Raw genomic sequence first — 23696 nt, 5'->3', positions numbered from 1 at the left:
CACTTGGCTGGGTGGTGGCTCAGCGGTTCTTAAGGCTCGGCGAACAGTGCGTCGAGACGCGCCATGACGCGCAGCGAGTGTCCGGACGGTGAGTCCCCTGCCTTCTGCGTCACGCCGGATACGAAGGAGTGCTTCGACACCGAGCTCTTCCGCGTCTACCGGGACGCCGCCCAGCGCTGGACCGGCTCCATCGTGTACATGTCTGGTTGAGTCGCCTCCCGGGTCGCCTCGACCGATCGGGACGACCCGGAAGGTCTCCGGCGGCGTCATCCGGCTCCGGCGTGGAAGGCTCAGGCCAGGGCCGGGATCTCGATCCGGGTGTGGTCGGTGGGGGCCACCAGGCAGGAAAGCACGACTTCCCCCCGCTCCAGGCGTTCCCCCATGGACGAGGTGAGCCGGGCCGTACGCTCGATCTGGTAGGGGTCGCCGGCCTGAGGGATCACGCGGAGCCGCAGCTGCCAGATGTAGCGTCCGTTGAGCTTGTTGGATGTCTGCTCGGCCTTCAGGACCGCCGCGTTGCACGGCACCGCGGCGGCGCGCTCCTCCGGAGTGAAGGTCTTCAGTGCGGTGGATTCCAGGCTCGCGAACGAGATGGCGCCCATGGCGAGCATCCCTGCGGCCAGGAAGACGAATGTCGCGCTGACGTACGCCCCGACCCGGGTGTGCGGCTTCCGCCTCAACACGAGGAACAGCACCACGCCCACGATCACGGCAATGACGGCGAATGTCCCGAAGACGATCGATGCCATCGTTCTTCCTCACGCTGATGGGTGGAGCCTGGCGGCCGGCCTTGTCCGTTCCGATGCCTGTAGTTTAGGAAGGCGAGCATGACGAGGAACGAGTTGCGGCCGGTGATCTCGACCTGGGCCGGCTCGCGGAGCCCGCCTCCTCGAACGCGCGCAGCGCCGCTGCCACCGCGGTCGCGGAGCATGACCCAGTACCAGTACAGCGGCCCGAGGAGCCGGGCCGCTGTCACGGCGGCACCAGCTGCTCGCCGAGCGCCGGCGTCAGGTGGCCGCTTGCACCAGCCCGCACATCTGCTGCCCCCTACAGGTCCAGACGGACGCCGTAGTCGGTCAGCCAGACGTTCAGATCCAGCGCCAGCTCCAGGCCGAACCGCGTCATCGTGGTGGTCACCTTCTCGGACGGGTCCGTGACGGCCGCACGGACGGCGGCCGGGTCGAGGAGCGGCAGCACCGGGGACTCCTTGTCGCTGGCGACCTCGCGCAGCGCCGCGCGGAGCGCCTGCTCATAGCCCACGTCCTGGGTCACCGGGTACGGGGCCTTGACGCGGCGCAGGATCGGCTCGGGCAGCAGGTCGGCCCCGGCCGCGCGCAGCAGGCTCTTCTCCCTGCCGTCGAACGTCTTCATGGACCACGGGGTGTTGAAGACGTACTCGACCAGGCGGTGGTCGCAGAACGGCACCCGCACCTCCAGCCCGACGGCCATGCTCATCCGGTCCTTGCGGTCGAGCAGGAAAGGCAGGAAGCGAGTGAGGTGCAGGTAGCAGATCTCGCGCATGCGCCGCTCGCGCTCGTCCTGCTCGTCCAGGTGGGGCACCTCGCCCAGCGCCGTACGGTAGCCATCGGCCGTATAGGTGTCCATGTCGAGCCGGCGTAACAGCGACGTGTCCAGGATGTCGGTCGGCTGATGCTCGCGCATCACCATGGCCAACCACGGGAAGGTGTCGGCCTGCACCGCCTCCGGCAGGTGGAACCAGGCGTACCCGCCGAACACCTCGTCGGCGGACTCACCCGACAGCGCCACTGTGGAGTGTTCGCGGATCGCGCGGAACAGCATGTAGAGCGATGAGTTCATGTCGCCGACGAAGTGGGGCACGTCCCAGGCACGCACGACGGCGGCGCGCAGGCTCGGGTCGGCCAGCTCGTCCGGCCCGAGGACGATGTCGGTGTGGTCGGAGCCGACGTGCTCGGCCAGCATCCGCACGAACGGCGCGTCCGGGTCGCCGCGCAGCTCGTCGGCCTGGAAGTTCTCCGCGTAACCCGCGTAGTCCACGGCGAACGAGCGGATCCGCCCGCGCTTGGCGGCCAGCGCGGTGACGATGCTGGAGTCGAGGCCGCCGGAGAGCAGGCTGCAGAGCGGGACATCGGAGACGAGCTGCCTGCTGACGATGTCTTCGAGCAGCTCGCGCACCGTGCGTACGGTCGTGTCGAGGTCGTCGGTGTGCTCGCGGGCTTCCAGCGCCCAGTAGCGGCGCAGCCGGGTGCCCTGCCTGCTGACGCGCAGCAGGTGGCCCGGAGGCAGTTCGTACATGCCCTTGTAGACCGGCCGCTGCCGGAGGCTCGCCAGGCTGAGGAGCTGGCGCAGGCCGTCGATGTCCACCACGGGCGGGGCCAGCGGATTGGCCAGGATCGCCTTGGGCTCGGAGCCGAACAGCACGCCGTGGGGGAGGGGATAGTAGTAAAGGGGCTTGATACCCATACGGTCGCGGATCAGGAGGAGTTCCTGGGTGCGCTCGTCCCAGAGAGCGAAGGCGTACATGCCGTTGAGCCGGTCGACGACGGCCTCGCCCCACTCCAGGTAGCCGTGCAGCACGACCTCGGTGTCACTCCTGGTACGGAAGCGGTGGCCTTTGGCGGCCAGCTCGGCGCGCAGTTCACCGAAGTTGTAGACCTCGCCGCTGTAGGTGATGACGGCCAGCCCGTCGGCCGTCATGGGCATGTGGCCGCCCTCGACGTCGATGACGGCCAGCCTGCGGTTGCCGAGCGCGGCGTGGCGGCCGAGGTGGAGGCCCTGGTCGTCCGGGCCCCGGCAGCTCATGGTCTCGGTCATGGCGAGGGCGGTGGCGCGCTCGTCGGTCAGATCGCGGTCGAAGTCCACCCATCCGGCGATGCCGCACATGCGTGGGTCCTCTCAGACGATGTCCTGGTGCTCCCTGGCGTCGGCCTGACAGTTTGCCTTGCGCCCTCGCAACATAACCGCACAGAGCTGATCGGTCCATAGGCGCCTGGACAGCCCTCACCATCCGCCGGCAACTCATTGAGCTCAGACGGTTTGAAAGGATCGCGGCATGACGATCGAGGATCTGGTGACTCGTCTGCTCACCGCCACTCGCGCCGCCTTCACCCAGGCGCGTGAGCTGAACTCGGATGAGTCGTTCTACTGTTACGCGCTGTATACAGATGCGTTCGCCGCCTACATCCTGCCGACCTGCGGCTCTGAGGAGGGGTTGCGGCGGGTGGCGCGACGGTACGCCGACGAGTTCGGGGGCACCGTGGCGGAGCAGGCGGATGATCTTCGCTGGAATCCGGCGGACTGGCCGCACCACATGCTGGGGGAGGAGCACTTCGCCGGTGTTCTTGAGCTGCTCGAAAGCCGTGGTGACCCCTGGCAGCGCGATGATGACGCCCTCGATGCCGAGGTGGACGCCCGCTTCGAGGCGTGCTTTCGTGCGCTGGCCCTCCTGGACGCGGAGGGATTCTTCGGCCAGGGCGCCGAACGCGACCGGGTGATCGTCACCGTGCTCCAGGGCGACCAGAGCGATCGAAGTCGGCTGGAGAACGCGCGACGGCTCAACCCGCCCGCCGCCGTCGCGGGTCTGGAGCGCTACCTGGACGTCCCCGAGCCCATCGGTGACGTCGTCACGCTCGGGTCGAAGGGCGCCTACCAGATCACCGCGCTGGCGTACGCGTCCGACGCGAGGCTGCTGATGGCGTGCGGCTCCCACGGTGAGCTGTTCGCCTGGGACCTGAACGACGATCGTGAGCTCCTGGCCACCGCGCACGAGGCGAACTACCGCGACGCCGCGATCTCGGCGGACGGCCGGACGCTGCTGGTGACCGACCACAAGAGGCTGCTGCGCGTCGAACTGCCCGGCGGTACGCACCACGACCTGGGCATTCCGAACGCTCGCGCCATCGCGGTCTCGCCTGACGGGGCCGTCATGGTCGCCGTCTGCGACGGGTTCGTCCAAGCGCGCGCTGTCGCCACCGGACAGGAGCTGTGGCGGCTGGAGCGCCCGGCGTCCGGCCTGCGGTTCAGCAGCGACGGGACGCTGCTGGCGTTGACCGGCAACGTCGGCGTCAAGGGCGTCGCGCTGGTGGACGCGTCCGACGGGTCACTGCGGCGGGATCCGGAGTTGATCCGCGCCGCCCCGCGGATATGCGCCTGCCTGGCGTGGTCCTCCGATGGCCGCATCATGGCGACCGCGGACCAGAAGTCGGGTCACATCCGGCTGTGGCATCGGCGAGACGACGGTTTCGCCGCCGGGCGGACGTTCGAGCCGCCGTCCGCCGATGCGTCAGCTCCCGGAAAACCCACGGACCTGGCCTTCTCACCCGACGCGACGCTGCTGGCCTCGGCACACGACAACGGCGACGTCCACACCTGGGAGGTCGGCACCGGCCGGCACCTGCAACGACTGCGCGGCGTGCAGGAGTCCATGGCCGCCGTCGTCTTCGTCGACGGCCATCACCTCGCCGCCGCAGGCCGGGACGTCGACGCCGGCCCACCCGTCCATCTCTGGACGGTCGCGGCCGGGTGACCGGACCAGCCCGCACGTTCCGCTCGGCGGCCAGGGCCGAGGATCAGGCCGTCAACGCGGTGCGTAGCTTGGCGAGCACGGCACGCAGGATGCGCGAGACGTGCATCTGCGAGATCCCGAACTCCTTGGCGATCTCCGACTGGGTCATGTTGCCGTAGAAACGCATCAGCAGGATGTTCTTCTCCCGAACCGGTAGGGCGTCGATGAGCGGCTTGATCGCGTGCGCGTCGAGCAGTGTGTCGAGCGACTGGTCCGGCGCGGACAGCAGGTCGCCCAGCTCGGCCGCGTCCTCGTCGCCGCCGCCGACCGGCGCGTCCAGCGACAGCGCCGAGTAGGCGGTGGAGGCCTCCATCGCCAGCAGCACGTCCTCCTCGGAGATGCCCAGCTTGGCGGCCAGTTCGGCGACGGTCGGCGAGTGGCCGAGGACCTGCGTCAGCTCGGCCGTGGCCTTGTTGATCTCGATGCGGCGTTCCTGGTAGACGCGCGGCACCCGGACAGCCCAGGTGCGGTCGCGGAAGTGCCGCTTGACCTCGCCCAGCATGGTGACCATGGCGTATCCCCTGAACTCGTGTCCGAGCGTCGGGTCGTAGCCGTTGACTGCCTTCATCAGCCCCACGTAGGCGGCCTGGCGCAGGTCGTCCATGGACTCGCCGCGGTAGCGGTAGCGGCGGGTGATCTCGGTCACCAGTCCTTCATGCATGTCCACCAGACGCTCACGGATGCGCGCCGCGTCCAGGTCGGAGATGTTCGGGTCGGCCAGGCGGGTCAGGAGGTCTTCAGCGGTGAGCTGGTCGGAGGTGGGGGTCAGGACGGGCACGTGCTTCTCCCGGATGTGATGGCTGCCCCGTCCATGGAAAAAAGCCCATGCAGAGGCACGCCTTGGTTCGCGTGAGAGGAAGCCCTCTGCTGGACTTCGAGATCCACTATCCCCCACGGCGGCGCTCCCATCACCTTCCGGCGGTAACAGATTCATAACTGATGCGGGGAGTAGTGATCATCAGTGCTCGAGATCCCACGCATGTCTACGCCAGGCCTGCCGCAGCCACCCGGACGTGGACATCGGCCGAAGAGCTGCACCGGCTGATTCCGGCCTCGCGCCTGCTGATCCTGGAGCGCAGCGGACACCTCGGTCACCTTGAGGAGCCCGAGCGGGTTCGCGGCCGAGGTCGTCGCCTTCGTGAGCGCACGACACACGTAGACGGTCCGGGCGCGAGCGCCAGGCTGCCCCGGCCGTCTTCAAGGCGGCCGGGGCTCTGCCCGAGGGGTCGACGGTGGACTGGACGGCTATCGCAAGCCGGGATCGTCGGCAGTGGCGGGCGGAACATTCTGGTTGAGCCGGAAAAGGTTGTCGGGATCCCAGGTTCGCTTGACGTGGGCGAGCCGCTGGAGGTTGTCGCCGTAGGCCCGGCGAACCCCCTCAGCACCCTCGTCGGCGAGGTGGTTGACCTCCACCCCGATGGCCCATGACCGTGTCTCCGCCCACAGGCGGTCGGCCCAGTCGATGTGCCTCTGCGGGTTCTCGTCGTCCGCCGACCAGGCCGCCCCGATCTCCAGGCAGTAGGACGCCTCCCGGTGCCGGAAGGCGGTGGCGTCGGTCGCGACCCGCGCCGCCGCGCCGCCTATCGGCAGCAGAATCACGCCGCTGTCCGGCGAGCTCAGCCCGCCGCCGTGCTCGATCACTGCTGCGATGAACTCCTCGGTCATCGCACCGCCCAGGTGGGAGCGCATGTGATACGGCGTGGGCCGGCTCTGCGGGTCGAAGATGTGCTGCAGTATCTCGAACGTCGTCGGTTCGACCAGGTCGGCGAACGGCCTGCCGAACCCACGCACCGGCGCGAGCTCGCGCTCCCCGTCGGCGAGGGGCCCGACGTGACACATCGCCAGCGCGAGCACCGGCTTCCCGTGCAGTTCCTGAGGAACGAACGGCGCCGGCGGACCGGCGAGGATCGCCGCCGCCACGTTGACCTCGTCGGGGGCGCTCTGGCCGTACCCGGCGAGGAAGCGCAGCACGTCGGCGGCGTCCTCCAACCGGTGCAGGACCAGCCCGCCGAGCAGCCGGTCGACCGGGTGCAGGCGCAGGGTGAACTCGAGGACGATCCCGAGATTGCCGCCGCCGCCCCGCAGACCCCAGTAGAGGTCCTGATTCTCGTCGGCGCTCGCGCGGACGATCTTTCCCGAAGCGGTCAGGACGTCGGCCGCGACGAGATTGTCGCAGGCGAGCCCGAAGACCCGCGCGAACCAGCCGTTGCCCCCTCCGAGCGTCAACCCGGCGACGCCCACATCGGCGACGTGCCCGCCGACCGGCGCGAGGCCGTGCTGTGCGGCAGCCGCGGTGAGCTCACCCCACCGCACGCCGGGTCCGACGGCGGCCGTCCGACGCTCCGCGTCGACGACGATCTGCTTCATCGGGCCCAGGTCGAGGACCAGGCCGCCCTCCGTCGTCGAGAAGCCGGGGAAGCTGTGCCCGCCGCCGCGTACGGCGAGCTCGAGCCCGGTGTCACGGGCGACCGCCAGCGCCGAGACGGCGTCGTTCCGGGATCGGCAGCGTGCGATGGCAGCGGGTTTGCGGTCGATCAGTTGGTTCCACACGCGGCGGGCCGACTCGTAACCGGCGTCCTCAGGCCGGATCACCTCGCCGTCGAAGCCGTCAGCCAACGCGGTTAACGCGTCCTCAGGCGTCACGTCGCCTCCGATGTTTCAGCACACAGGGATGACTGGGTCGTATCACCTCCACCCGGAAAGTGCTACGCCTTGACTTTGTCCACTTTCGGACATCGTCCTCCAGGTCACCGACTCTGCAAAAAGACCCTTTCAATCCAAATGGTGCGCAACCTCTTTCGCGCTGCGTTTCGATTTGCGGGCGTATTGGCGCGTCGGTCCGCAAACATTACGCGGCGACAGCGTCCCCAAGATTCGAATCGGGAATATGTGGCGCGGGGTCCATGCGGGCCACATCGATATTCGCACGCACGTGGATGGGACCTGATGACCAACGAGTCGAGGCCACCGACGTCGGGTCCGTGAGCGCCGCCACCCGGTACGGCCAGCGCATGATGGCCATGACCGTGTGAGCTGTGGTCAGCACGAGCGTGACCAGTAACCGGCCCCCACCATCCAGATCCCCTACAAGTCCTCCACGTTGGGCAGATCTTCCGACGCCGGCTTCGTGGCCGGATGCGCGCCTGACAGTGGGTTGCAAGCGGTTCTCCTAGACTGCCGATCATGCGAAATATCTCCGGATTAAAGACACTCGTCGCCGCCGCCGTCGCTCTCACCGCATTGGCTCCCGGCCCGGCGACAGCCGCCGCGCGGAGCTGCTCCGGCGGCGGGGGAACGCTCAACACCAAGCACGGTTATGTCAAATACGTGTGGATGGTGTGCGGTGACGGTTACGCCGCCGCCTCGGGCACTGTGAACGACACCAAGCGGGATCTGTGGACGGCGGTCGTCGAGGTCAGCTTCTCCAAAGCGGGCAAGGGGGTCGGCGGCACCGGCGGCCGCAGGGAGGCGGGCCGGAAGAAGGGCAGCAGAGATTTCGGCTTCTCCGTCGCCGCCCGGCAGGGCGCCGACACGGTTGTGATCAAGGCTCGGCGCTGCCTTCCGGGCACCGCCCTGTGCAACAACACCACCACCTTCACGGGCAAGCTCTGATCTTGTCGCTTTACTCCAGTGACATTTAGCGATCTTGAGGCGTTGGGGTCACATGGTGGGTGGTGGCGGAGTCCTTCCAAGCCGCAAAGAGCCAGGTCGGGCTGGACCACTACCAGGTGCGCGGCTGGACGGCCTGGCACCGGCACGTCACCTTGGCCATGATCGCCCTGGCCCTATTGACCGTGATCGCCGCCGCTCAGCCAACCAGCACCGCCGACGACCGCATCCCCCTGACGCTGCCCGAGATCCGCCGGTTACTGGCCACGCTCGTGCTGACCACAGCTCACCCGGTCATGGCCATCATGCGCTGGTCGGACTGGCGTCGCCGTCAGCAAGCGAGAGCCCGTACCACCGCCAGCGCAGATCCGAACCATGATCGAGAAGTGTCACTGGAGTACTAGGCGACGACAGCCAGCAAGGTCGTCATCGCGGCGGTGAGCTCCGGGTCGCCGCTCGCCTTGACCCGCGCACGGGCCTCCTCGACGCCGATACCCCTGGTCGCGAGCCGCCAGAACGTATCTTGATCCATCGAGACGTGCGCGGCGGCCTCGCCGCCGGGCGTCTCCATCCGCCACCGGCCCGCACGCCACGCCGCGCTCCACCGCCCGCCGGCCGGCCCGAACACCTCCAGGTCGGCCACCGTGCCCTCCGGGCGGTCGTGCGCCCGCAACGTGAACGGCAGGGCTCGGGCGAAGATCTCCAGCACCGGCGCCATGAGCTCGGGCTCCGTCCCCCCTGGCAGGCAGACCGCGTCGCGCACCTGCTGCTGGTGGACCCAGAACTCGGTGTACTCGCGGCCGACGTCGAGCCAGCCGGGGCTGTCGACGTCGGTGGCGGCCCAGGACACGTTCAAGCCGGCCGGAGCCTCCAGATCGTGCGCCGCCCAGACCGCGTCGAGCTGAGGCCCCAGCTGCTCCAGCAGCTCGACCAGCAGTCGCGGGCTGAGCTGGCGGGCCGCCCTGACGAACTCGTCGTTGGTACGGGCGAGGTAGGCGGGCAGCGTCTCGTCATCGGCGAAGACAGCACCGGCATGGCCGTCGCGGGCACCGGACAGACGCCGCATGTAGTCGTTGAGCACGTGCGCGGCGAGGTCGTGCACGTCCCAGCCCGGGCAGACCGTCGCCCTGGCCCAGTCGGCCGGGGACAGGGAGCCCAGCAGGTCGAGCATGGCCTGCCGCTCGCGCGGGAACAGGGGGCGGACATCGACGAGCGGGCCGAAGATCGACATGGTCCGACCCTATCGAAGCCCCAACGCCCTGATGAAACTTTTCTACCTGGTCTTCCGCACGTGGGTGGTGTCGGTGTCGAGGAGGGTGCCGTCGGCGCCGGTCGGCGCGATTTCCGGCACCGGGGCGCCGTGCTGGTCGACGAGGGTGGAGTGGGTCTCGCCGGGGGCGAAGGCGTGGCGCTCTCCCCACTGCCGCAGGGTGACGATGACGGGGAAGAGATCGCGGCCCGCGTCGGTGAGCACGTATTCCTGGCGGCGGCCCGAGGGCGCGGCGCGCTGGGCGAGCAGCCCGTGAGCGGTGAGCCTGCGGAGGCGGTCGGTGAGGATGTTGCGGGCGATGCCGGTGCGTCGCTGGAACTCGGTGAACGATCGTGCCCCGTCCATCGCGTCGCGGATGACGAGAAGGCTCCACCTGTCGCCGACGAGATCGAGCGTGCGGGCGACGGGGCACTCGGGGTCGGTCCAGTCGGTGTCCGGGGTGCGCACCATGACACCTCCCGATGAGTTGCGGATTGAAACCATTATGTCTTACGGTCAAATTGGTTGCAATCTGCTACTGATTGAGGTTGGAGTGCGATGGACGTGTGGCGGCGGTTGCTGCTGGCGGTGGTGTGTGGTGTCGCTGTGGCGAGCATCTACGCGGCGCAGCCGGTTCTGGGGCCGATGGGACGCGATCTCGGTGTGCCGGCAGAACTCACCGGTTGGATCGTCGCGACCGGCCAGGTCGGTTATCTGGCGGGGCTGGTGCTGCTGGTGCCGCTCGGCGATGTGGTCGAAAGACGCCGACTCATCGCCGTGCACCTGGCGCTCACCGCGGTGGGCATGATCCTCACGGCCTCGGCGTCCACCGCATGGGTGGCGTTCGTCGGGCTCGCGGCGGCTGGGGTGTTCGCGGTCGTGGTGCAGACCGCGGTGGCCTACGCCGCGTCGGTCTCGCCGCCTGCCGAACGCGGACGGAACATCGGTGTCGTGACCTCGGGCGTCGTGGTCGGCATCCTGGGCGCGCGGATCGTCACCGGCATGCTCACCGAGGTGGGGGGCTGGCGGAGCGTCTATGCCGTGCTCGCGGTGCTGTCACTCGGGCTCGCGGCCCTCGTCCTCGTCGTACTGCCGTCAGAGGAGCGTCCCAACCGGGCTGCGGGATACGGTCGGGCCGTCGTCTCACTCGGCGGACTGTTCGGGCAACGCGTCTTCCTGACGCGCGGGCTCATCGCGTTCTTCTTGTTCGCATCGTTCGGAACCCTGTGGAGCGGACTGTCCCTGCCGCTGTCGGACACGCCGTGGCGGCTGAGCGAGGGCCAGATCGGACTGTTCGGCCTCGCGGGACTCACCGGCGCACTCGGCGCGGCACGCGCGGGACGGTGGGCGGACGCAGGGCGGGCGGCCCGCGTCACCGGTCTCGCGCTCACCCTGCTCATCCTCGCGTGGGCGGCGATCGCACAGCTGTCGTGGTCGCTGTGGCTCCTCATCGCCGGAACCGTGGTTCTCGACTTCGCGGTCCAGGCCGTGCATGTGAGCAACCAGCACCTGCTCACCGTCGCGTATCCGGATCGCACCAGCAGCGTCATCGGCAGCTACATGGTCTTCTACTCACTCGGCTCCGCCCTCGGCGCAGCCGCGACCACCGCCGTCTTCACCGCCCACGGCTGGATGGGCTCCAGCCTCCTCGGGGCCGGATTCGCGGCCTGCGCGATGGCCGTCTGGGCCGGCCAGGCAGCTGTCCGTGGCCGGAGGAAGGGGAGCCCGATCCACAGTGAGAATCTACAGTGTAAAGGCGCTCAGTATTGGTGATCGACCACCTCGGGGGGCACGGCGTCCGCGACCGAGATCTGCTTCTGGATCAGCCCGTTGGCGTGGAAGAGGTCGGCGGCGTGCTCGCGGTCCCGAGATCGCCACGTACACGATGTCGTGCCCCTTGGCCTGGGCGGTGACCGGGGGAGTGGAGCCGGTGCCGATGAAGTCGTACCCGCCGTCGAACAGATGATCACTGTGGGCGGACGGCAGCGCCCTGGTGGGATCGACCGGTGCGCCCCGGCCCAGGGAGTTCAGGTCCACCCACGCCACGCCGGGCAGCAGGTCGCGGTGGCGGGCCACCCACAAGGTGTTGTTCTGGGGGAAGAAGCCGACTCGGGTGGTCATGATCGGCATCGACGTCCACCGTCTCGGCGTCGCCGAGACCGAGCCCGGCCAGCCCCGGCGCCCCGTGGAAGCCGCGCAGGGCCATGGCCCGCCAGAAGTCGATCGCGATGCGGCGCCGGGGAACGGCCAGGCGCAGGCCCTTGAGCTGCACGGGATGCTCCAGGGCGGTGCCGGGGCGGACCAGGATGGCCTGCCGCTCCTCGATCCAGGTGAGCCCGATGAGCCTGGTGGCCTCGCCGCGCGAGCGCGCCCAGAGCGCGGGCACGTTGCCGCCCTCGCGGAACAGGCCGGTCAGGGCGTGGGTGTAGTGGGTCTCGCGGGGGACGCCGGGGTCGTCATCCTGCAGGGATCGGACCTCGATCCCGTCGGCGGCGAACTCCCCGGCCGGCCAGCCCTGGTCAGCCGCGATGCCCGTCGCGGTGGGCACGGGACAGCGGGTGAACCAGATGGTGTCGAGTGCGGCTGTGGCCATGGGAAGAGTTTCGGATCGGCTGGTTCGTCACGCATGCGCGGGTCTGCGCCCGCGCGCTGGAGGTGCTGCTGATCCCGCCGGCCGAGCGCCGCCTGCGCACCTCCGAGTGAGGCGGCGCCAAGGCTTCAGCCTCCAAGAGCCCGTCAGCACAAGGAGGAGCTGTATTCCGCAAGCCGGCGAATCTCCTCAAGCGGGTAGGGGGCCTGCCTGCTCTGGCGCTGGAACGTAAGGTAGAAGTCGGATATCACGGCGGCGATCGGTGCGTGCCGGGCGATGATTGCCGCGGCCTCCTCCGGGATTCCTGTGGGGCGCTCGCCCTCCGCGTAGGCGCACACCCGCTTGTAGCGGCCGTCCCGATCCTCTCTCCGCAGCCCGTACAGAGCGGTGATCAGCCAGTTCACCATATACGTGGCGGCATAGCAGCGGTCGTAGGTCTGGTGCCGGTCGAAGAAGTCGGCCTCGTCCCGCGACAGCTCGAAACCGGAGGAAATGGAGAGGCCGTAGTCCGCGAAGTAGAGGCGTTGGCCGTCGGTCAGGATGTTCTCGAAGTGCGCGTCGAAGTGCAGAAGTCCGCGGCTGTTCATGAACGAGATGCCGGCCGCCAGTTCCCTCTCCACCATGGCGCAGGCTCGGTTGGTGGCGGCTTGATCTCCTGCCTCGACCTGAGCGCCCAACCATTGGTGCAGGTTCTGCGGGATGTACTCCAGGAACAGCGCGATGCTCGCCGAGGACTGCCCGCGAGCCTGGATCCGATGGCGCATCTGCGCTGAGCCGCCCCAGTAATCAACGGCCCGTTCGATGTCGGCCAGTTCTTCGGGCAGGGGCGTCGAGTCCGGCACCACCCGCCAGTGATACATCAGGGGGAAGCCCTCGTGTTCCGCCGCAAGCACCCAGTTCGTCGTCATGGTGTGCACGGCGAGCTCCCTCCAGACCCCGAAGCCCGGCCCGCCGATGAGGCCGACGCCGTAGTGACAGAAATCGGGAAGATCAAACAGATTCGCCGTGGACCGGACGTGCTCCGGCTGCCTCTCCAGATCGGTCAGCGGCACCCGCTTCACAAAGACCGGGGATCCGGCAACCTCCAGCAGGGCCGACTTCCCGCCGATGCCGGATCCGATCGGCACGGCCGTGTCCACGAGCTCACTCAGGACGCGATCGCTGCACAAGGCCAGGGATGTGGAGACGGCACTATGGGCGGTAAGACGCGCAGCGCGCGACATGTCGGAACACTTCACTGCGGCTTCCACCTGGGTGCCGACCTCGATTCTGCAATGGCCAAGCAGTCGCACCGTGAGCGACGGCACGTGGCTCGGCGGTTTGGCCTCCGGAGCGGTCAGAGGGCGTCCAAGATCCGAGTGAGGTGACAGACCTGGGCGCCCCTCTGACTGCACCTTAATGAAGATCGACGCCGCCGGCGCATGGTCGACTGCCAGGACGGGCGGGTCGAAGGCGCGAAGCCGGCGCGAGACTGAAGCTCAGGCCGGCGGCTTCAGCATGGGTACGAGGAACCGCCGGGCCACCGCGGCCAGTTGCTCATCGTCATCCAAGTTGATGATGGCACTGGGGATGGTCAGGAAAGAGGTGGAGATCCGCACCATCATCTCGGCGACGAGGTCGACGTCAAGGCTGCTCGACACGTTGCCCGCGCGCTGCTCGCTGCGGAGCTGACCGGCGACGAAATGCCGTACGGTGGCGAGGGTCTGACCGCCGTCAGCCGTCATGGAGGGGACCAGCAGATCCGGTTCTGTGGCGATGAGTCCGCCGATCAGCGGGTTACCGCGAATGGCCCGCAATGAGCTCACGAAGCCCAGCACCACCCTGTCGGCGGCGGTGCCCGCCTGTTCTATGTCGATGAGGAACTGGTCGAAATAGCGGCGGAACTCGCGGCGTACCACGTGTTCGATCAGCGTGTCCTTGGTGTCGAACCGCCGGTAGACCGTGATCCGCGACACCTTCGCCAGCCGTGCGACGTCCTCCATGGTGGAGCGTCTGATGCCCATTCGGCAGAACTGCTCGTACGCCGCGTCAAGGATGCGCGTCCGTAGCTCGTCGCTGTCGTCGACGCCCTCGACGGCATCGGAATAGGCGCGCTCCAGCAACGACTGCGAGTCCGACAGCGCCATGAATCCGGACAGCACAGATTCCACGATCACCTCCTGCAGGGATTGTGCCTCAAACGCGGCCTTGTGATGCTCGTCACACTGTGCTCTGATGATGATACACGGACTCATGATTTGTTTCTCAGTATCATCCCTTTCTCGCATGCCCTGAGCGGGACCTCACCTCGAAGGAGTGCAGAGCATGGCAGAGTTGAGCAGGCGCAAGGTACTGATCTCGGGCACCGCCATGGGAGCGCTCGGCGCGTTAGGGATGATCTCCCCGGCTCAGGCGGAGGATTCCCTGTCCGGCGACTGGACCTGGCCGGCCAGTGGTTCGATCGCGGGTTCCGGCAGTGGAGCCGACCCCCGATGGGTGTGGGACGACGTGGCCGATCCGCTCCTCGCCTCACTGCTCGACCGCGGTGTCATACCCGAGGTCAACCGGCTGCTGTACGACTGGAACCGCAACGACCAGCCCCTGCCCGCGGGACTGCCGGAGGATCTGCGGGCCTTCATCGAGCAGGCGCGTCAGCTCCCGTCGTGGGCCGACGCCGCCCTGCTGGATGCCGGGGCGCGCTTCCATGCGCTCAAGGGCAACTACATCGTCGTCCTCACCATTGTCGGCGCCGGGATGCTGGCCACCGCCATCCCCAAGGAGGCACGCGCCGTCTATTACTCCGCGGGCGGCGCGGATCTGAAAGACCGGATCGCCAAGACGAACATCCTGGCGTACGCGGTCAGGCCCCAGAACGCCTGGGGCGCCGGCGGCACGGCCGTGGTCGAGGCTGTGAAGACCCGGCTGGTGCACGCGGCGGTGCGGCACCTGCTGAAGTCGTCCCCCCACTGGTCCGGCCCTGTCCCGATCAGCCAGGAGGACATGCTCGTCACGTGGCACACCCTGGCGACCTACTCCATGCGCGGGATGCGGGAGTGGAAGGTGCGCATCTCCTCCACGGAGGCCGAGGGGTACCTGCACTCGGTGCAGATGCTGGGGCACATGCTCGGCATCAGGGACGAGTTCCTCCCCGCCACCTGGGACTCCTCCTACACCCAGTCGGACCTGGTCCTGCCCAGGAACATGGGGCCGACCCCGGAGGGGGTGGAACTCAACGCCATCCTGCGGGACATGCTCGCGGAGCTGACCAGCCTCGGCGGCATCGACAAGTCTCTCGTCAACGCCTTCGCCAGGTACCTCACCGGCAACCAGGTGGCCGACTGGAACGGCGTCCGCCGCGAGCCGCTGTGGGACCCGGTGGTCAAGACCGCTTGGCCGCTACTGGTGCAGTTCCGGGAGGGCGTGATCGGGCTGCCGCTGGTGCCCGCCGCAGCCTGGCTTCTCGACGAGATGGTCAAGAAGTGGACCACGTACTACCTCACCAAGGGGGCACAAACCAAGATCGTGATTCCGACGGGCAACCGGCCCGGCTGATCACGGTCTAGGGGTGCTGCTCGTTTTGACGGGCTCCGCGCGGGTCGCACCACCCATCTCCTTGGCCTGGTCGTAGTGGAGGGGCGAGCCGCAGCGGGATAGATACGAATCTACAATGTAAAGGCGCTCACAGTTGATTCATCCCTCCGTAACTCTGTGTCGCGCAGTCCAGCACCGTCTTGGCACCGACAGCGGCCCGGAGCCGGCCTGCTCCTGTGCCCTGGCTGCGGCGAGCTGCTCCTCGGATCCTCAGAAAGATTCAGACAACTATGGCTCCTGGGTTATTACATCTAAGGTTGATATCGCCGGAGTGCTATGTATCTGGAGGCGTGATGGAGTTGAACTCGCTCAGGCAGTTCCTGGTGGTGGCGCGGCTGGAACATCTCAGCGGCGCGGCCGAAGAGCTTCGCGTCGCCCAGCCGTCGCTGAGTCGTACCATCGCCCGGCTGGAGAGCGAGCTGCGCACACCGCTGTTCGACCGGAGCGGCCGGCTGCGGCTGAATGACGCGGGCAAGCTCTTCCGCGATTACGTCGAACGCTCCCTGGGTGAGCTGGATGCGGGGCGGCGAGCCGTGGCCGAGGCCGTGAGCGAGGGTGTGGGCACTGTACGGCTTGCGTCGGAGACCTTCCTCACGCTCACCGGGCCGCTGGCGGCCTTCAAGCGAGCTCACCCGACCATTGAGGTCGAACTCCGCTGGATGGCGGCCGAGGACATGGGTCGTCACCTGCGGGCTCAGGACGTCGACCTGTGCGTCGCATCCCAGCCGATCTCCGCTGAGGGACTGGAGACGGTCCAACTGCTGGATGAGGCGGTCGGTGTGGCGACGCCGCTCGAGCATCCGCTGGCGAGCCGTACGTCGGTGAGCATCGACGAGCTCGCCGACGAGCCTTTCGTCAGCGCCCGTAAAGGGCACTGGCAACGCCGCCTCCTGGATCGTCTTTTCGCCGCACGAGACCATACCCCGAAGATCGTCTGCGAGGTCGACGAGCCCAGCGCCATCGCGGCCCTGATCAGCGCGGGGCTCGGCATCGGCCTCGTCCCCGCCTTCGCCCGGACCACCTCCACGCGGGTCCCCGCCGCCTGGGTCCCTGTAGACACCCCTGACTGCCGTCGCGCGGTCACCCTGTACTGGGGCGCCGGCAGTCACCTGTCCACCGCCGCGCGCCTGATGCGCACCACGATCGCCAACTGGAACTGGATCACCGGCGAGCCGCAGGAGAAGCGCTGATGACGTGCTTCATGATCGGCGGAGAAGGGGGACAGCGAGCTCGTGGGCCCTCAGCGGCAGGTCCGTCGGGGCGGAGCTCGGAGCTCGGGGTTGGTCAACGGCGCCGCGCCGAGTGTGATCACGCGGCCAGGGCTGGTCGGCGGTGACCTCGGGAGGATCTCGGCTCACCAGGTACGGCTTGGCGCGTTCGGCAGGAGGTCCAGCAGGGGTGTGTCGGGGTCGGCGAGTTGTTGCGGGTCGGCGGGGTGCGCTGTGGCGATGAGGGTGCGCAGGTGATCGGCGGCGCCCCGGTTGTCGATGGTCAGGGCGGCCACGGGGATGCTGTGGTCGAGCCAGAAGGCGGTGAATCCGTGATCGGCGTGCTCGCCGCGGGTGATGATGCGGTCCCAGGTGGTGGGGAGTCCGAGGTATTCGAGGGTGGAGCCGTACTGGGTGGAGAAGAAGTAGGGGACGGGGTCGATGGTGGTGGGCTTGCCGAGCAGGGTGCCGGCGGCGACGGCGCCGTGGGTGACGGCGTTGTGCCAGTGTTCGATCCGTACGGGGTTCAGGTAGCGCGGGTGCTGGTGGCGGGTGACGTCGCCGGCGGCGACGGCGGCCGGGTGTGAGGTGCGCAGGTGTTCGTCGGTGAGGATGCCGCCGTCGACGCGTAGTCCTGCTTTCTGGGCGAGTTCGGTGTTGGGGGTGGCGCCGACGCCGACGATGACGAGGTCTGCGGGGATCGTCCGTCCGGTGATGGTCTGGACGGCTTCGACCGAATGCGTGCCGAGGATGGCCTCGACGCCGTCGCCGAGGAGCAGGTTCACGCCGTGGTCGCGGTGGCGGCGGGTGATGAGGCCGCCGATCTGGTCGCCCAGTACGTGGTAGAGCGGTGTGGGCAGGGGGTCGATGACGGTGGTGTGGTTGCCGAGCGTACGGCTGGCGGCCGCGAGTTCGGAGCCGAGCCAGCCGGCGCCGATGACGACGACGTTGCCGGCCGCGCGCAGGGCCGCGGCCAGGTGTTCGCTGTCGTCGCGGTTGCGCAGATAGCGGACGCCGTCGAGATCGGCGCCCGGCACCTGGAGGCGGCGCGGGCGGGCGCCGGTGGCGATCAGCACCTGGGTGAAGGGGAACTCGGTGCCGTCGGCCAGCCGTACTCGCCGGGCGTCCAGATCGAGGGCGGTGGCAGGGGTGCCGAGTGCCAGCGCGACGTCGTGGTCGGCGTAGAACTGCGGCTTCAGTACGTCAAGATCGGCGGGCCCGGTGGTGCCCAGGAGGTAGCCCTTGGACAGGGCTGGGCGCTGGTACGGCAGATGTGGTTCGTCGCCGATGAGGGTGATCGGCCCGTCGTAGCCGTGGTCGAGTCGCAGGGCCTGGGCGGCTTTCGCGCCGGCCAGGCTCGCTCCGATGATGACGATGCCGGGATCGGCGGTCATGGCGATCTTCCTGAGCTCGATGAGGCGCTGGACCGGGGTGGCGGTGTCCCGATGCCGCTCGGTAAAGCGCGGTATCGGGACACCGGACGATCGGTGGATGGGGGCCTTGCGGCTGTCCGTCCGGATCGGGTCATTTCTGGAGAACGGCCTGGATCTCGAGGCTGATCGACACTTTGTCGGCGACCACGACGCCCCCGGCCTCCATCGGGGTGCTGATGTCGATGCCGAAGTCGCTGCGCTTGATCTCGGCGGTCGCGGAGAAGCCGGCCCGCTGGCCACCCCACGGGTCCGGGCCGAACCCGCTCACCTCGACGGCCAGCGGCACCTGCCGTGTGACCCCGTGCAACGTCAGCTCACCGTCGATGGTCCAGCCGTCGCCGGTCTGACGGATGCCGGTCGAGCGGTAGCTCATCGTCGGGTACTTCTCGATCTCGAGGTAGTCGGCGCTGCGGAGGTGGTTGTCGCGCAGTTCGTTGCCGGTGTCGATGGACGCGAGGTCGATCGCCGCGGTCACCGATGAGCCCAGCGGGTCCTCGCTCGTGACGATCGTGACGTCGTAGCCGGTGAAGCGGCCACGCGTCTTGCTGATCATGAGATGACGGACGATGAAAGCGACCTCGGAGTGCATCGGGTCGGCCTTCCAGGTGCCGGCCAGGTAGCCCGGGATCTCGACGGTCGCGGGGACGGTGTTCATGGCTTTCTCCATGGATGTGGTGCCGCGGTGACGCGGTGCAGGTGGGGGTGGGGTGGCGGGATCAGGGCTCGAGGTCGACGACGCCCTTGCCGCTGGTGACGTCGAGCGGCACCGAGACCTGGTCGTGCACGATCAGCCACATACCGTCGATCTTCTGGAGGCAGTACGTGACCCTGACCCACATACCGCTCATCGCCGTCCCGTTCTTCAGCGTGCCGCTGAGACGGGCGAAGGCGTGCCCGAACGCCATGTCATCGCCCACGGTGAGCGTCAGGTCGCGGACCTCATATGTCACACTCTCGAAGAACGTGAACACGGGCGCCCAGTTCTTGAGCTTCGCCTCGATCCCCACGTGCTGGAGCGGCGGCTCGATGTCGAAGGACACGATGTCCGTCGCGTAGAGGCGCTTCAGACCCTCGGGATCCTTGCCTTGGAGCCCTTCGACGATCTTGCCGACCAGCTGGCGGATCTCGGCTTCGTCTGCCTCGCGTTGCGCGGTCATCGATATCCCGGTCTTTCCCTTTGCGGTGGAGTCTTGGCTTCTCACGCCTCTGACGCTATGGCTCGGAAGTTATATTGTCCAAGATAAATATTGCTATGGCGTTATGCTCGGGGAGGCATGATCGGAGCTGAGTCTGAGAGTGAGGCGACCATGCAGACGTTCTGGCCGGCCCTGCCCGGGCTGCTGGTCGCCGTCCGGTTGCCCTGGGTGACGCAGGGGGCGGACGAGCTGCTGCTCAAGGGGCAGCGCCGGGGCGGGTCACGGTCGCGGTGATCTGTCCGAAGTAGGGGACAGGTCGTTACCGTTGCCCCGGGCAGTCCCGGGGACCGACGGTCTGCCCAGCACCGACGACGGTGACCTGGGCAGGGCTTACCGGTGCCCTGACGGCGGCGGCCGTGCACACGATCTGTTCGACGGCCAGTGTGGACAGTTCGTCGGCGGGGGTGGACAGGTTCACCGCCACGTCGCCGGCCGGCCTGACGGTCACCGAGAACGGGGCGGCTTCGGGCGGGACGTCGGTGGTGAGTCCGTGCGCCTGTTCCCTCGCGGTGGGCCCGGCTGCCAGCAGCGCGAGCGTGTCCGTCAGGAACATGGGACGACCACCGGGCCGCGTCACCGCGCTGAGCCGGCCGTTCTTCACCAGGTAGAGGGTGATCGTCATGGTCGATGCGACGGGTCCGCTCGGCGGTTCGCCGGCGAAGATGGCGTCGCTGGGGCGCACGCCGCAGCCGGCCACGGCGACGAGTGATACGAGGCCCGCGGCGAGCATGCGGTGGGCGAGGCGGGTCCTCACTCGGGGCCTCCGTCCGGATCGGGTGCCCGGCGTGGCAGGCGCAGCGTGAAGAGGGCGCCGCCGTCCGGGGCGTTGGTGACGGTGAGGTCGCCTTGGTGCAGGCGCGCGTTCTCCCGCGCGATGGCGAGGCCGAGGCCGCTGCCCTCGGACCTGGCCCTGGCCGCGGTGGCCTTGTAGAACCGGTCGAACACGTGCGGCAGCACCGCTTCGTCCAGCCCTGGCCCGTGGTCGCGGACCTCGAGAGTGATCCAGTGCGGGTCGGCGGAAAGCCGTACCGACACCGGTGGTTCGCCGTGCCGCAGGGCGTTGCCGACCAGGTTCGCGAGGATGACGTCCACTCGGCGCGGGTCCAGCCGCGCCGTCACTGCGGAGGGAAGCTCGGTGTGCACCGGCTCCGACCAGCCCCGGGCACGCAGGGTCGAGCGCACCAGCTCGGCCACGTCGACCTCGTTCAGCACCAGGGCCGCGACGCCGGAGTCGAACCTGCTGATCTCGATGAGGTCGTTCACCAGCCCGGTGAGGTTGAGCGTCTCCTGGCTGACCAGCCTGGCGGCCCTGCCGGCGGGCTCGGGGAGCTGGGCCGCCTCCTCGTCGAGGACGTCAGCGACCGCGGCGAGCGCGGCCAGCGGGGTGCGCAGCTCGTGGGACACGTCGGCCACGAACCGGCGGGCGTCGGCCTCCATCTCGCGCAGCTGCTTGACATGCCGTTCCAGCTCCGCGGCGGCGTTGTTGAACGTGCGTGCCACGTCGGCCAGCTCGTCGGAGCCGCGGACCGCGATCCTGGTCCGCAGCTCGCCCTCGCCCAGCAGGCGTGCCGCCCGACCGAGCTCGCGCACCGGGCGCAGCACGCCGCGGGTGGCCAGCAACGCGAGGACGACCGCGAACGCCAGGGCCGCCCCGCTGGTGAGCCAGGCGCGTGCGGCGAGCTCGTCGATGCTGCGCTGCTCGGGAAGCAGGCTGCGCGCGACGTAGACCTCGATGCCGGACGCCCGCGTCGTCCGGTTCTGCTCGGCGATCAGCAACGGCGTGCCGATGACGAGGTAGGGCGCGCCCCGCCACACCACGCGTTGCCACGCGACGACGCCGCCGGCCACCATCTGCCGCAGATCGGGTGGAATCGCCGCGACAGTCGGAGCCGGTGCGATGGGCGGGGCCGGCGCGTTCTCGTCCGGTCTCCTGCCCCCCGGCGGGGGCCCCAGCGCGCCGGCCACCGAGTACTCCCCGTGGTAGACGGCGACCACGAGGCTGTACTGGTCGACCACGGCGCGGGCGATCTCGCCGAGCTCATCCGGGCCCGGCGCCGCACTCCGCAACGGGAAGAGCGTCGTCTGCACACGGTTCTTCATCGCCTGCACCGCGCCGTCCTGGGCCCGCTGAAGGATGTCGTTGCGGGCCTGAACGTACATCGCGCCGGACACCGCCGCCGCGGTGACCACACACAGCAGCGCGAACGCGAACAGCAGCCGGGCGCGCAGCCCCAGGCTCGGCCGAGGTGTCACCGGCGGCTCACACCGGCCCGAACCGGTACCCGAACCCACGCACCGTCTGCACGTAGACGGGCGCCGCCGAGTTGTCCTCGATCTTCGCGCGCAGCCGCTGCACGCACGCGTCCACGAGACGCGAGTCGCCGAAATACCCGTGCTCCCACACCGACTCCAGCAGCTGCTGGCGGCTGTGCACCCGGCCCGGCGTGCCGGAGAGCTCGAGCAGCAGGCGCAGCTCGGTCGGGGCGAGGCTGACCGGCACGCCGCGGTGGGAAACCACCAGCCCGGCCCGATCGATGGTCAGGTCCCCGTACCGCTCCAGCTCCGCCTGGTCCCGGCCGATCCGCCGGAGCACCGCGCGAATGCGTGCCTCGAGCACCCTGGGCTGCACCGGCTTGACCACGTAGTCGTCGGCGCCCGCCTCCAACCCGGCCACCACGTCCATGTCGTCGCTGCGCGCGGTCAGCATGATGATCGGCACCTCCCCGGCGGCCCGGATGCGGCGGCAGACTTCGAACCCGTCCATGCCAGGCAACATCAGATCGAGCACGACGACGTCGGGAAGGTTCGCACGCAGCCGGTCCAGCCCCTGCTCGCCGGACTCCACCGCGCTCACCCGGTGCCCATGCCGGGTCAGGGCCAGGTCGAGGCCCTCCCGCACTGCCGGGTCATCCTCGATCAACAACACTCGCGACCCGCCGCGTATCACCGCACGCTCCGTAACTCGCCTGTCGGCCAACCTCATCCACTGTCGGCCAGCCGTGTCCCCACCTCGTTCGCGCCGTGTCATGGTTGTGTCACGGTCGTACCGACGGTGTCCGCCGTCGAGGAACCATGACATGCGGCGGACAACGCGCGCACATTCGGCGCCAATCGTATTCGGCATGAACGAACCACGCACCATCCCATCTCGGCCCCGAGACCGGCTGTACGCCGCGATCACGCTGGTGCTCGCCGTTCTCCTGCTGCCCGCGGCGCTCGTCCGCCATCCCGGCCGCGCCCGCGAACTGGCCTGCCGCTGGGCGTTACAGCTGCGATTCCCCTCCGAGGACCTCACCGGACTCACCGACGGGGCCATGGCGGCGTTCACCGCGGCGCGCACCGAGGCGCTCTGGCGTCACGGCCAGCTCATCGGCCTCACCTCGGGGTACCGTGATCCCCTCGTCCAACAACGGATGTTCGACGAGGAGGTGCGCCGCTCCGGCTCCCCGGCCTCGGCACGAATGCTCGTGCTGCCGGCGGCGGAATCCAGCCACGTCAAGGGCATTGCGCTGGACGTGCGCCCCCACGAAGGCGCGCGCTGGCTCGAGGAACACGGCGCCCGCTACGACCTCTACCGCCTCTACGACAACGAGTGGTGGCACTTCGAGTACCGCCCAGAGCGCGGCGGCACGCCACCACGACGACGCCCCCACCCCGGCGTGGCCTACGCGACGGAGAACGGGGACGAGATGTAGCGCAGGTACGGATCCGGGGACGTTGACGGGTTTGCGGCCGAGAGCGCACTCCCCGAAAGCAGGGCCAAGGATCTCGCTCTTGCTGCGGAAATGGTGTCCTGCGCGACGCCTTGAACCGCGCGCCGAGCCTTAGACGGCGAGATGGTCGCCCGTTCGCTCGGCAGCGGCTGTGTTGGGCAGGAACAGCGCCCCGAGCGCCAGGCCGATCAGTCCGGCGGCCACGAACGCCAGCAGGGTCGGCAGGTTGCGGAACGCCGTCTGGGAGCCCGGCATGAGCGCTATGACCGTGTACATGAGGGTCACCGCACCGAACGGCAACTGCCGGCGGCGCACCATGAGCAGCACCGGGCTGAGCATGACGACGTTGGTGACGACCATCGCGACGGCCACCCGATCGGCGCCCACGGCGACAGGTCTCGGGCCGGCGCCCCGTGGCGCGGTGCCCGAGCGACGGCCGGGCGCCGACATGGGGGGGTTCCACGCCGAGCGCAGCGCAGTCGTGAGGATGAGCATCATCGTCACGACGAGGCCGAGGTGTGACGGGCTGAAAAAGATGTTGATGGTCGTCTCGATGCCGAGGACGGTGTGCCACATCATAGCGCC

At 68.7% G+C, this 23696-nt stretch carries 25 protein-coding genes and 1 pseudogene; 10 read left to right on the top strand and 16 right to left on the bottom strand.

Annotation, left to right across the window (positions count from 1 at the left end):
* The first annotated feature begins 63 nt into the window (after positions 1 to 63).
* Complete coding sequence (locus tag ABD830_RS53930) at positions 64 to 210, top strand: hypothetical protein (RefSeq protein ID WP_345003428.1); 147 nt, start codon at positions 64 to 66, stop codon at positions 208 to 210.
* An 80-nt stretch (positions 211 to 290) separates the two neighbouring features.
* Here the strand turns inward: ABD830_RS53930 and ABD830_RS53925 are convergent, their stop codons facing one another.
* Together ABD830_RS53925 and asnB are read right to left on the bottom strand one after the other, a co-directional pair.
* Complete coding sequence (locus ABD830_RS53925) at positions 291 to 749, bottom strand: hypothetical protein (protein WP_345003427.1); 459 nt, start codon at positions 747 to 749, stop codon at positions 291 to 293.
* Positions 750 to 1047: 298 nt separating this feature from the next.
* Complete coding sequence (gene asnB / locus ABD830_RS53920; protein ID WP_345003426.1) at positions 1048 to 2862, bottom strand: asparagine synthase (glutamine-hydrolyzing); 1815 nt, start codon at positions 2860 to 2862, stop codon at positions 1048 to 1050.
* A 169-nt stretch (positions 2863 to 3031) separates the two neighbouring features.
* Between asnB and ABD830_RS53915 the strand changes: the two genes are divergently transcribed.
* Positions 3032 to 4504: a DUF4303 domain-containing protein gene (locus ABD830_RS53915; RefSeq protein ID WP_345003425.1), complete on the top strand. Its 1473-nt coding sequence runs from the start codon at positions 3032 to 3034 to the stop codon at positions 4502 to 4504.
* Positions 4505 to 4547: 43 nt separating this feature from the next.
* Here the strand turns inward: ABD830_RS53915 and ABD830_RS53910 are convergent, their stop codons facing one another.
* Together ABD830_RS53910 and ABD830_RS53905 are read right to left on the bottom strand one after the other, a co-directional pair.
* The gene (locus ABD830_RS53910; RefSeq protein ID WP_345003423.1) at positions 4548 to 5321 is read right to left on the bottom strand and encodes a SigB/SigF/SigG family RNA polymerase sigma factor; all 774 of its coding nucleotides are present in this window, start codon (positions 5319 to 5321) and stop codon (positions 4548 to 4550) included.
* 467 nt (positions 5322 to 5788) lie between these two features.
* On the bottom strand, positions 5789 to 7186 hold the full coding sequence (locus ABD830_RS53905; protein ID WP_345003420.1) for an FAD-binding oxidoreductase: 1398 nt from the start codon (positions 7184 to 7186) through the stop codon (positions 5789 to 5791).
* Between the two features lie 540 nt (positions 7187 to 7726).
* On the opposite strand from ABD830_RS53905, the gene ABD830_RS53900 reads away from it, so the two are divergent.
* Positions 7727 to 8155 carry a hypothetical protein gene (locus ABD830_RS53900; RefSeq protein WP_345003419.1) on the top strand — a complete coding sequence of 143 codons (429 nt, stop codon included), beginning with the start codon at positions 7727 to 7729 and terminating at the stop codon, positions 8153 to 8155.
* Between the two features lie 56 nt (positions 8156 to 8211).
* A pseudogene (locus tag ABD830_RS53895) lies at positions 8212 to 8531 on the top strand (IS701 family transposase); the annotation flags it as partial.
* Positions 8532 to 8552: 21 nt separating this feature from the next.
* Here ABD830_RS53895 and ABD830_RS53890 read toward each other — a convergent pair.
* Positions 8553 to 9383, bottom strand: a complete 831-nt coding sequence (locus ABD830_RS53890; protein WP_345003418.1) for a maleylpyruvate isomerase family mycothiol-dependent enzyme — start codon at positions 9381 to 9383, stop codon at positions 8553 to 8555.
* Positions 9384 to 9425: 42 nt separating this feature from the next.
* Positions 9426 to 9872, bottom strand: a complete 447-nt coding sequence (locus tag ABD830_RS53885; RefSeq protein ID WP_345003417.1) for a winged helix-turn-helix transcriptional regulator — start codon at positions 9870 to 9872, stop codon at positions 9426 to 9428.
* Positions 9873 to 9977: 105 nt separating this feature from the next.
* On the opposite strand from ABD830_RS53885, the gene ABD830_RS53880 reads away from it, so the two are divergent.
* Positions 9978 to 11174, top strand: coding sequence for an MFS transporter (locus ABD830_RS53880; RefSeq protein ID WP_345003416.1), 1197 nt, complete (start codon positions 9978 to 9980; stop codon positions 11172 to 11174).
* 193 nt (positions 11175 to 11367) lie between these two features.
* Here ABD830_RS53880 and ABD830_RS53875 read toward each other — a convergent pair whose 3' ends face one another.
* A complete protein-coding gene (locus ABD830_RS53875) occupies positions 11368 to 11994 on the bottom strand; it encodes a substrate-binding domain-containing protein (RefSeq protein WP_345003415.1) in 627 nt (208 codons plus the stop codon).
* On the opposite strand from ABD830_RS53875, the gene ABD830_RS53870 reads away from it, so the two are divergent.
* Complete coding sequence (locus ABD830_RS53870; protein WP_345003414.1) at positions 11979 to 12104, top strand: hypothetical protein; 126 nt, start codon at positions 11979 to 11981, stop codon at positions 12102 to 12104. The two genes, ABD830_RS53875 and ABD830_RS53870, sit on opposite strands and share 16 nt — an antisense overlap.
* A 33-nt stretch (positions 12105 to 12137) precedes the next feature.
* Here the strand turns inward: ABD830_RS53870 and ABD830_RS53865 are convergent, their stop codons facing one another.
* Both ABD830_RS53865 and ABD830_RS53860 read right to left on the bottom strand, forming a co-directional pair.
* Positions 12138 to 13283, bottom strand: a complete 1146-nt coding sequence (locus tag ABD830_RS53865; RefSeq protein WP_345003413.1) for a protein kinase family protein — start codon at positions 13281 to 13283, stop codon at positions 12138 to 12140.
* A gap of 186 nt (positions 13284 to 13469) precedes the next feature.
* Positions 13470 to 14117, bottom strand: a complete 648-nt coding sequence (locus ABD830_RS53860; protein WP_345003482.1) for a TetR/AcrR family transcriptional regulator — start codon at positions 14115 to 14117, stop codon at positions 13470 to 13472.
* Between the two features lie 178 nt (positions 14118 to 14295).
* Between ABD830_RS53860 and ABD830_RS53855 the strand changes: the two genes are divergently transcribed.
* Together ABD830_RS53855 and ABD830_RS53850 are read left to right on the top strand one after the other, a co-directional pair.
* Entirely contained in the window at positions 14296 to 15522 is a 1227-nt protein-coding gene (locus tag ABD830_RS53855) for an oxygenase MpaB family protein (RefSeq protein WP_345003412.1), read from the top strand.
* 332 nt (positions 15523 to 15854) lie between these two features.
* Entirely contained in the window at positions 15855 to 16751 is an 897-nt protein-coding gene (locus tag ABD830_RS53850; RefSeq protein WP_345003411.1) for a LysR family transcriptional regulator, read from the top strand.
* A 164-nt stretch (positions 16752 to 16915) separates the two neighbouring features.
* Here ABD830_RS53850 and ABD830_RS53845 read toward each other — a convergent pair whose 3' ends face one another.
* The 3 genes from ABD830_RS53845 to ABD830_RS53835 form a co-directional block, all read right to left on the bottom strand.
* Positions 16916 to 18163: an NAD(P)/FAD-dependent oxidoreductase gene (locus ABD830_RS53845; protein WP_345003410.1), complete on the bottom strand. Its 1248-nt coding sequence runs from the start codon at positions 18161 to 18163 to the stop codon at positions 16916 to 16918.
* A 130-nt stretch (positions 18164 to 18293) separates the two neighbouring features.
* A complete protein-coding gene (locus ABD830_RS53840) occupies positions 18294 to 18857 on the bottom strand; it encodes a YceI family protein (RefSeq protein ID WP_345003409.1) in 564 nt (187 codons plus the stop codon).
* Positions 18858 to 18918: 61 nt separating this feature from the next.
* Positions 18919 to 19359: a YybH family protein gene (locus ABD830_RS53835; RefSeq protein WP_345003408.1), complete on the bottom strand. Its 441-nt coding sequence runs from the start codon at positions 19357 to 19359 to the stop codon at positions 18919 to 18921.
* Between the two features lie 150 nt (positions 19360 to 19509).
* Here ABD830_RS53835 and ABD830_RS53830 point away from each other — a divergent pair, with 150 nt between their 5' ends.
* Positions 19510 to 19632, top strand: coding sequence for a hypothetical protein (locus tag ABD830_RS53830; protein WP_345003406.1), 123 nt, complete (start codon positions 19510 to 19512; stop codon positions 19630 to 19632).
* Between the two features lie 25 nt (positions 19633 to 19657).
* Here the strand turns inward: ABD830_RS53830 and ABD830_RS53825 are convergent, their stop codons facing one another.
* From ABD830_RS53825 to ABD830_RS53815, 3 genes are read right to left on the bottom strand one after another with little or no spacing between them, the layout of a single operon-like run.
* Positions 19658 to 20152, bottom strand: coding sequence for a GerMN domain-containing protein (locus ABD830_RS53825; protein ID WP_345003405.1), 495 nt, complete (start codon positions 20150 to 20152; stop codon positions 19658 to 19660).
* Positions 20149 to 21651 carry an ATP-binding protein gene (locus tag ABD830_RS53820; protein WP_345003404.1) on the bottom strand — a complete coding sequence of 501 codons (1503 nt, stop codon included), beginning with the start codon at positions 21649 to 21651 and terminating at the stop codon, positions 20149 to 20151. The genes ABD830_RS53825 and ABD830_RS53820 overlap by 4 nt, the downstream gene beginning before the upstream one ends.
* Before the next feature lie 7 nt (positions 21652 to 21658).
* Positions 21659 to 22381: a response regulator gene (locus tag ABD830_RS53815; protein ID WP_345003403.1), complete on the bottom strand. Its 723-nt coding sequence runs from the start codon at positions 22379 to 22381 to the stop codon at positions 21659 to 21661.
* A 139-nt stretch (positions 22382 to 22520) separates the two neighbouring features.
* Between ABD830_RS53815 and vanY-N the strand changes: the two genes are divergently transcribed.
* Positions 22521 to 23093, top strand: coding sequence for a D,D-peptidase/D,D-carboxypeptidase VanY-N (gene vanY-N, locus ABD830_RS53810; RefSeq protein ID WP_345003402.1), 573 nt, complete (start codon positions 22521 to 22523; stop codon positions 23091 to 23093).
* Positions 23094 to 23222: 129 nt separating this feature from the next.
* Here vanY-N and ABD830_RS53805 read toward each other — a convergent pair whose 3' ends face one another.
* The gene (locus ABD830_RS53805) at positions 23223 to 23690 is read right to left on the bottom strand and encodes a hypothetical protein (protein WP_345003401.1); all 468 of its coding nucleotides are present in this window, start codon (positions 23688 to 23690) and stop codon (positions 23223 to 23225) included.
* Positions 23691 to 23696 lie beyond the last annotated feature (6 nt).

The organism is Nonomuraea helvata (genome assembly GCF_039535785.1).
Lineage (GTDB): Bacteria > Actinomycetota > Actinomycetes > Streptosporangiales > Streptosporangiaceae > Nonomuraea > Nonomuraea helvata.
The sequence above is the reverse complement of the archived record's forward strand: the minus strand, read 5'-3'. Positions and strand labels throughout refer to the sequence as shown.

What these genes read in the sequence shown, in the direction of transcription:
- ABD830_RS53930 (WP_345003428.1), top strand. Translation starts at nt 64, where the DNA reads ATGACGCGCAGCGAGTGTCCGGACGGTGAGTCCCCTGCCTTCTGCGTC.
- ABD830_RS53925 (WP_345003427.1), bottom strand. Translation starts at nt 749, where the DNA reads ATGGCATCGATCGTCTTCGGGACATTCGCCGTCATTGCCGTGATCGTG.
- asnB (WP_345003426.1), bottom strand. Translation starts at nt 2,862, where the DNA reads ATGTGCGGCATCGCCGGATGGGTGGACTTCGACCGCGATCTGACCGAC.
- ABD830_RS53915 (WP_345003425.1), top strand. Translation starts at nt 3,032, where the DNA reads ATGACGATCGAGGATCTGGTGACTCGTCTGCTCACCGCCACTCGCGCC.
- ABD830_RS53900 (WP_345003419.1), top strand. Translation starts at nt 7,727, where the DNA reads ATGCGAAATATCTCCGGATTAAAGACACTCGTCGCCGCCGCCGTCGCT.
- ABD830_RS53890 (WP_345003418.1), bottom strand. Translation starts at nt 9,383, where the DNA reads ATGTCGATCTTCGGCCCGCTCGTCGATGTCCGCCCCCTGTTCCCGCGC.
- ABD830_RS53885 (WP_345003417.1), bottom strand. Translation starts at nt 9,872, where the DNA reads ATGGTGCGCACCCCGGACACCGACTGGACCGACCCCGAGTGCCCCGTC.
- ABD830_RS53875 (WP_345003415.1), bottom strand. Translation starts at nt 11,994, where the DNA reads ATGGCCACAGCCGCACTCGACACCATCTGGTTCACCCGCTGTCCCGTG.
- ABD830_RS53860 (WP_345003482.1), bottom strand. Translation starts at nt 14,117, where the DNA reads ATGGCGCTGTCGGACTCGCAGTCGTTGCTGGAGCGCGCCTATTCCGAT.
- ABD830_RS53855 (WP_345003412.1), top strand. Translation starts at nt 14,296, where the DNA reads ATGGCAGAGTTGAGCAGGCGCAAGGTACTGATCTCGGGCACCGCCATG.
- ABD830_RS53850 (WP_345003411.1), top strand. Translation starts at nt 15,855, where the DNA reads ATGGAGTTGAACTCGCTCAGGCAGTTCCTGGTGGTGGCGCGGCTGGAA.
- ABD830_RS53845 (WP_345003410.1), bottom strand. Translation starts at nt 18,163, where the DNA reads ATGACCGCCGATCCCGGCATCGTCATCATCGGAGCGAGCCTGGCCGGC.
- ABD830_RS53840 (WP_345003409.1), bottom strand. Translation starts at nt 18,857, where the DNA reads ATGAACACCGTCCCCGCGACCGTCGAGATCCCGGGCTACCTGGCCGGC.
- ABD830_RS53835 (WP_345003408.1), bottom strand. Translation starts at nt 19,359, where the DNA reads ATGACCGCGCAACGCGAGGCAGACGAAGCCGAGATCCGCCAGCTGGTC.
- ABD830_RS53830 (WP_345003406.1), top strand. Translation starts at nt 19,510, where the DNA reads ATGCAGACGTTCTGGCCGGCCCTGCCCGGGCTGCTGGTCGCCGTCCGG.
- ABD830_RS53815 (WP_345003403.1), bottom strand. Translation starts at nt 22,381, where the DNA reads ATGAGGTTGGCCGACAGGCGAGTTACGGAGCGTGCGGTGATACGCGGC.
- vanY-N (WP_345003402.1), top strand. Translation starts at nt 22,521, where the DNA reads ATGAACGAACCACGCACCATCCCATCTCGGCCCCGAGACCGGCTGTAC.
- ABD830_RS53805 (WP_345003401.1), bottom strand. Translation starts at nt 23,690, where the DNA reads ATGATGTGGCACACCGTCCTCGGCATCGAGACGACCATCAACATCTTT.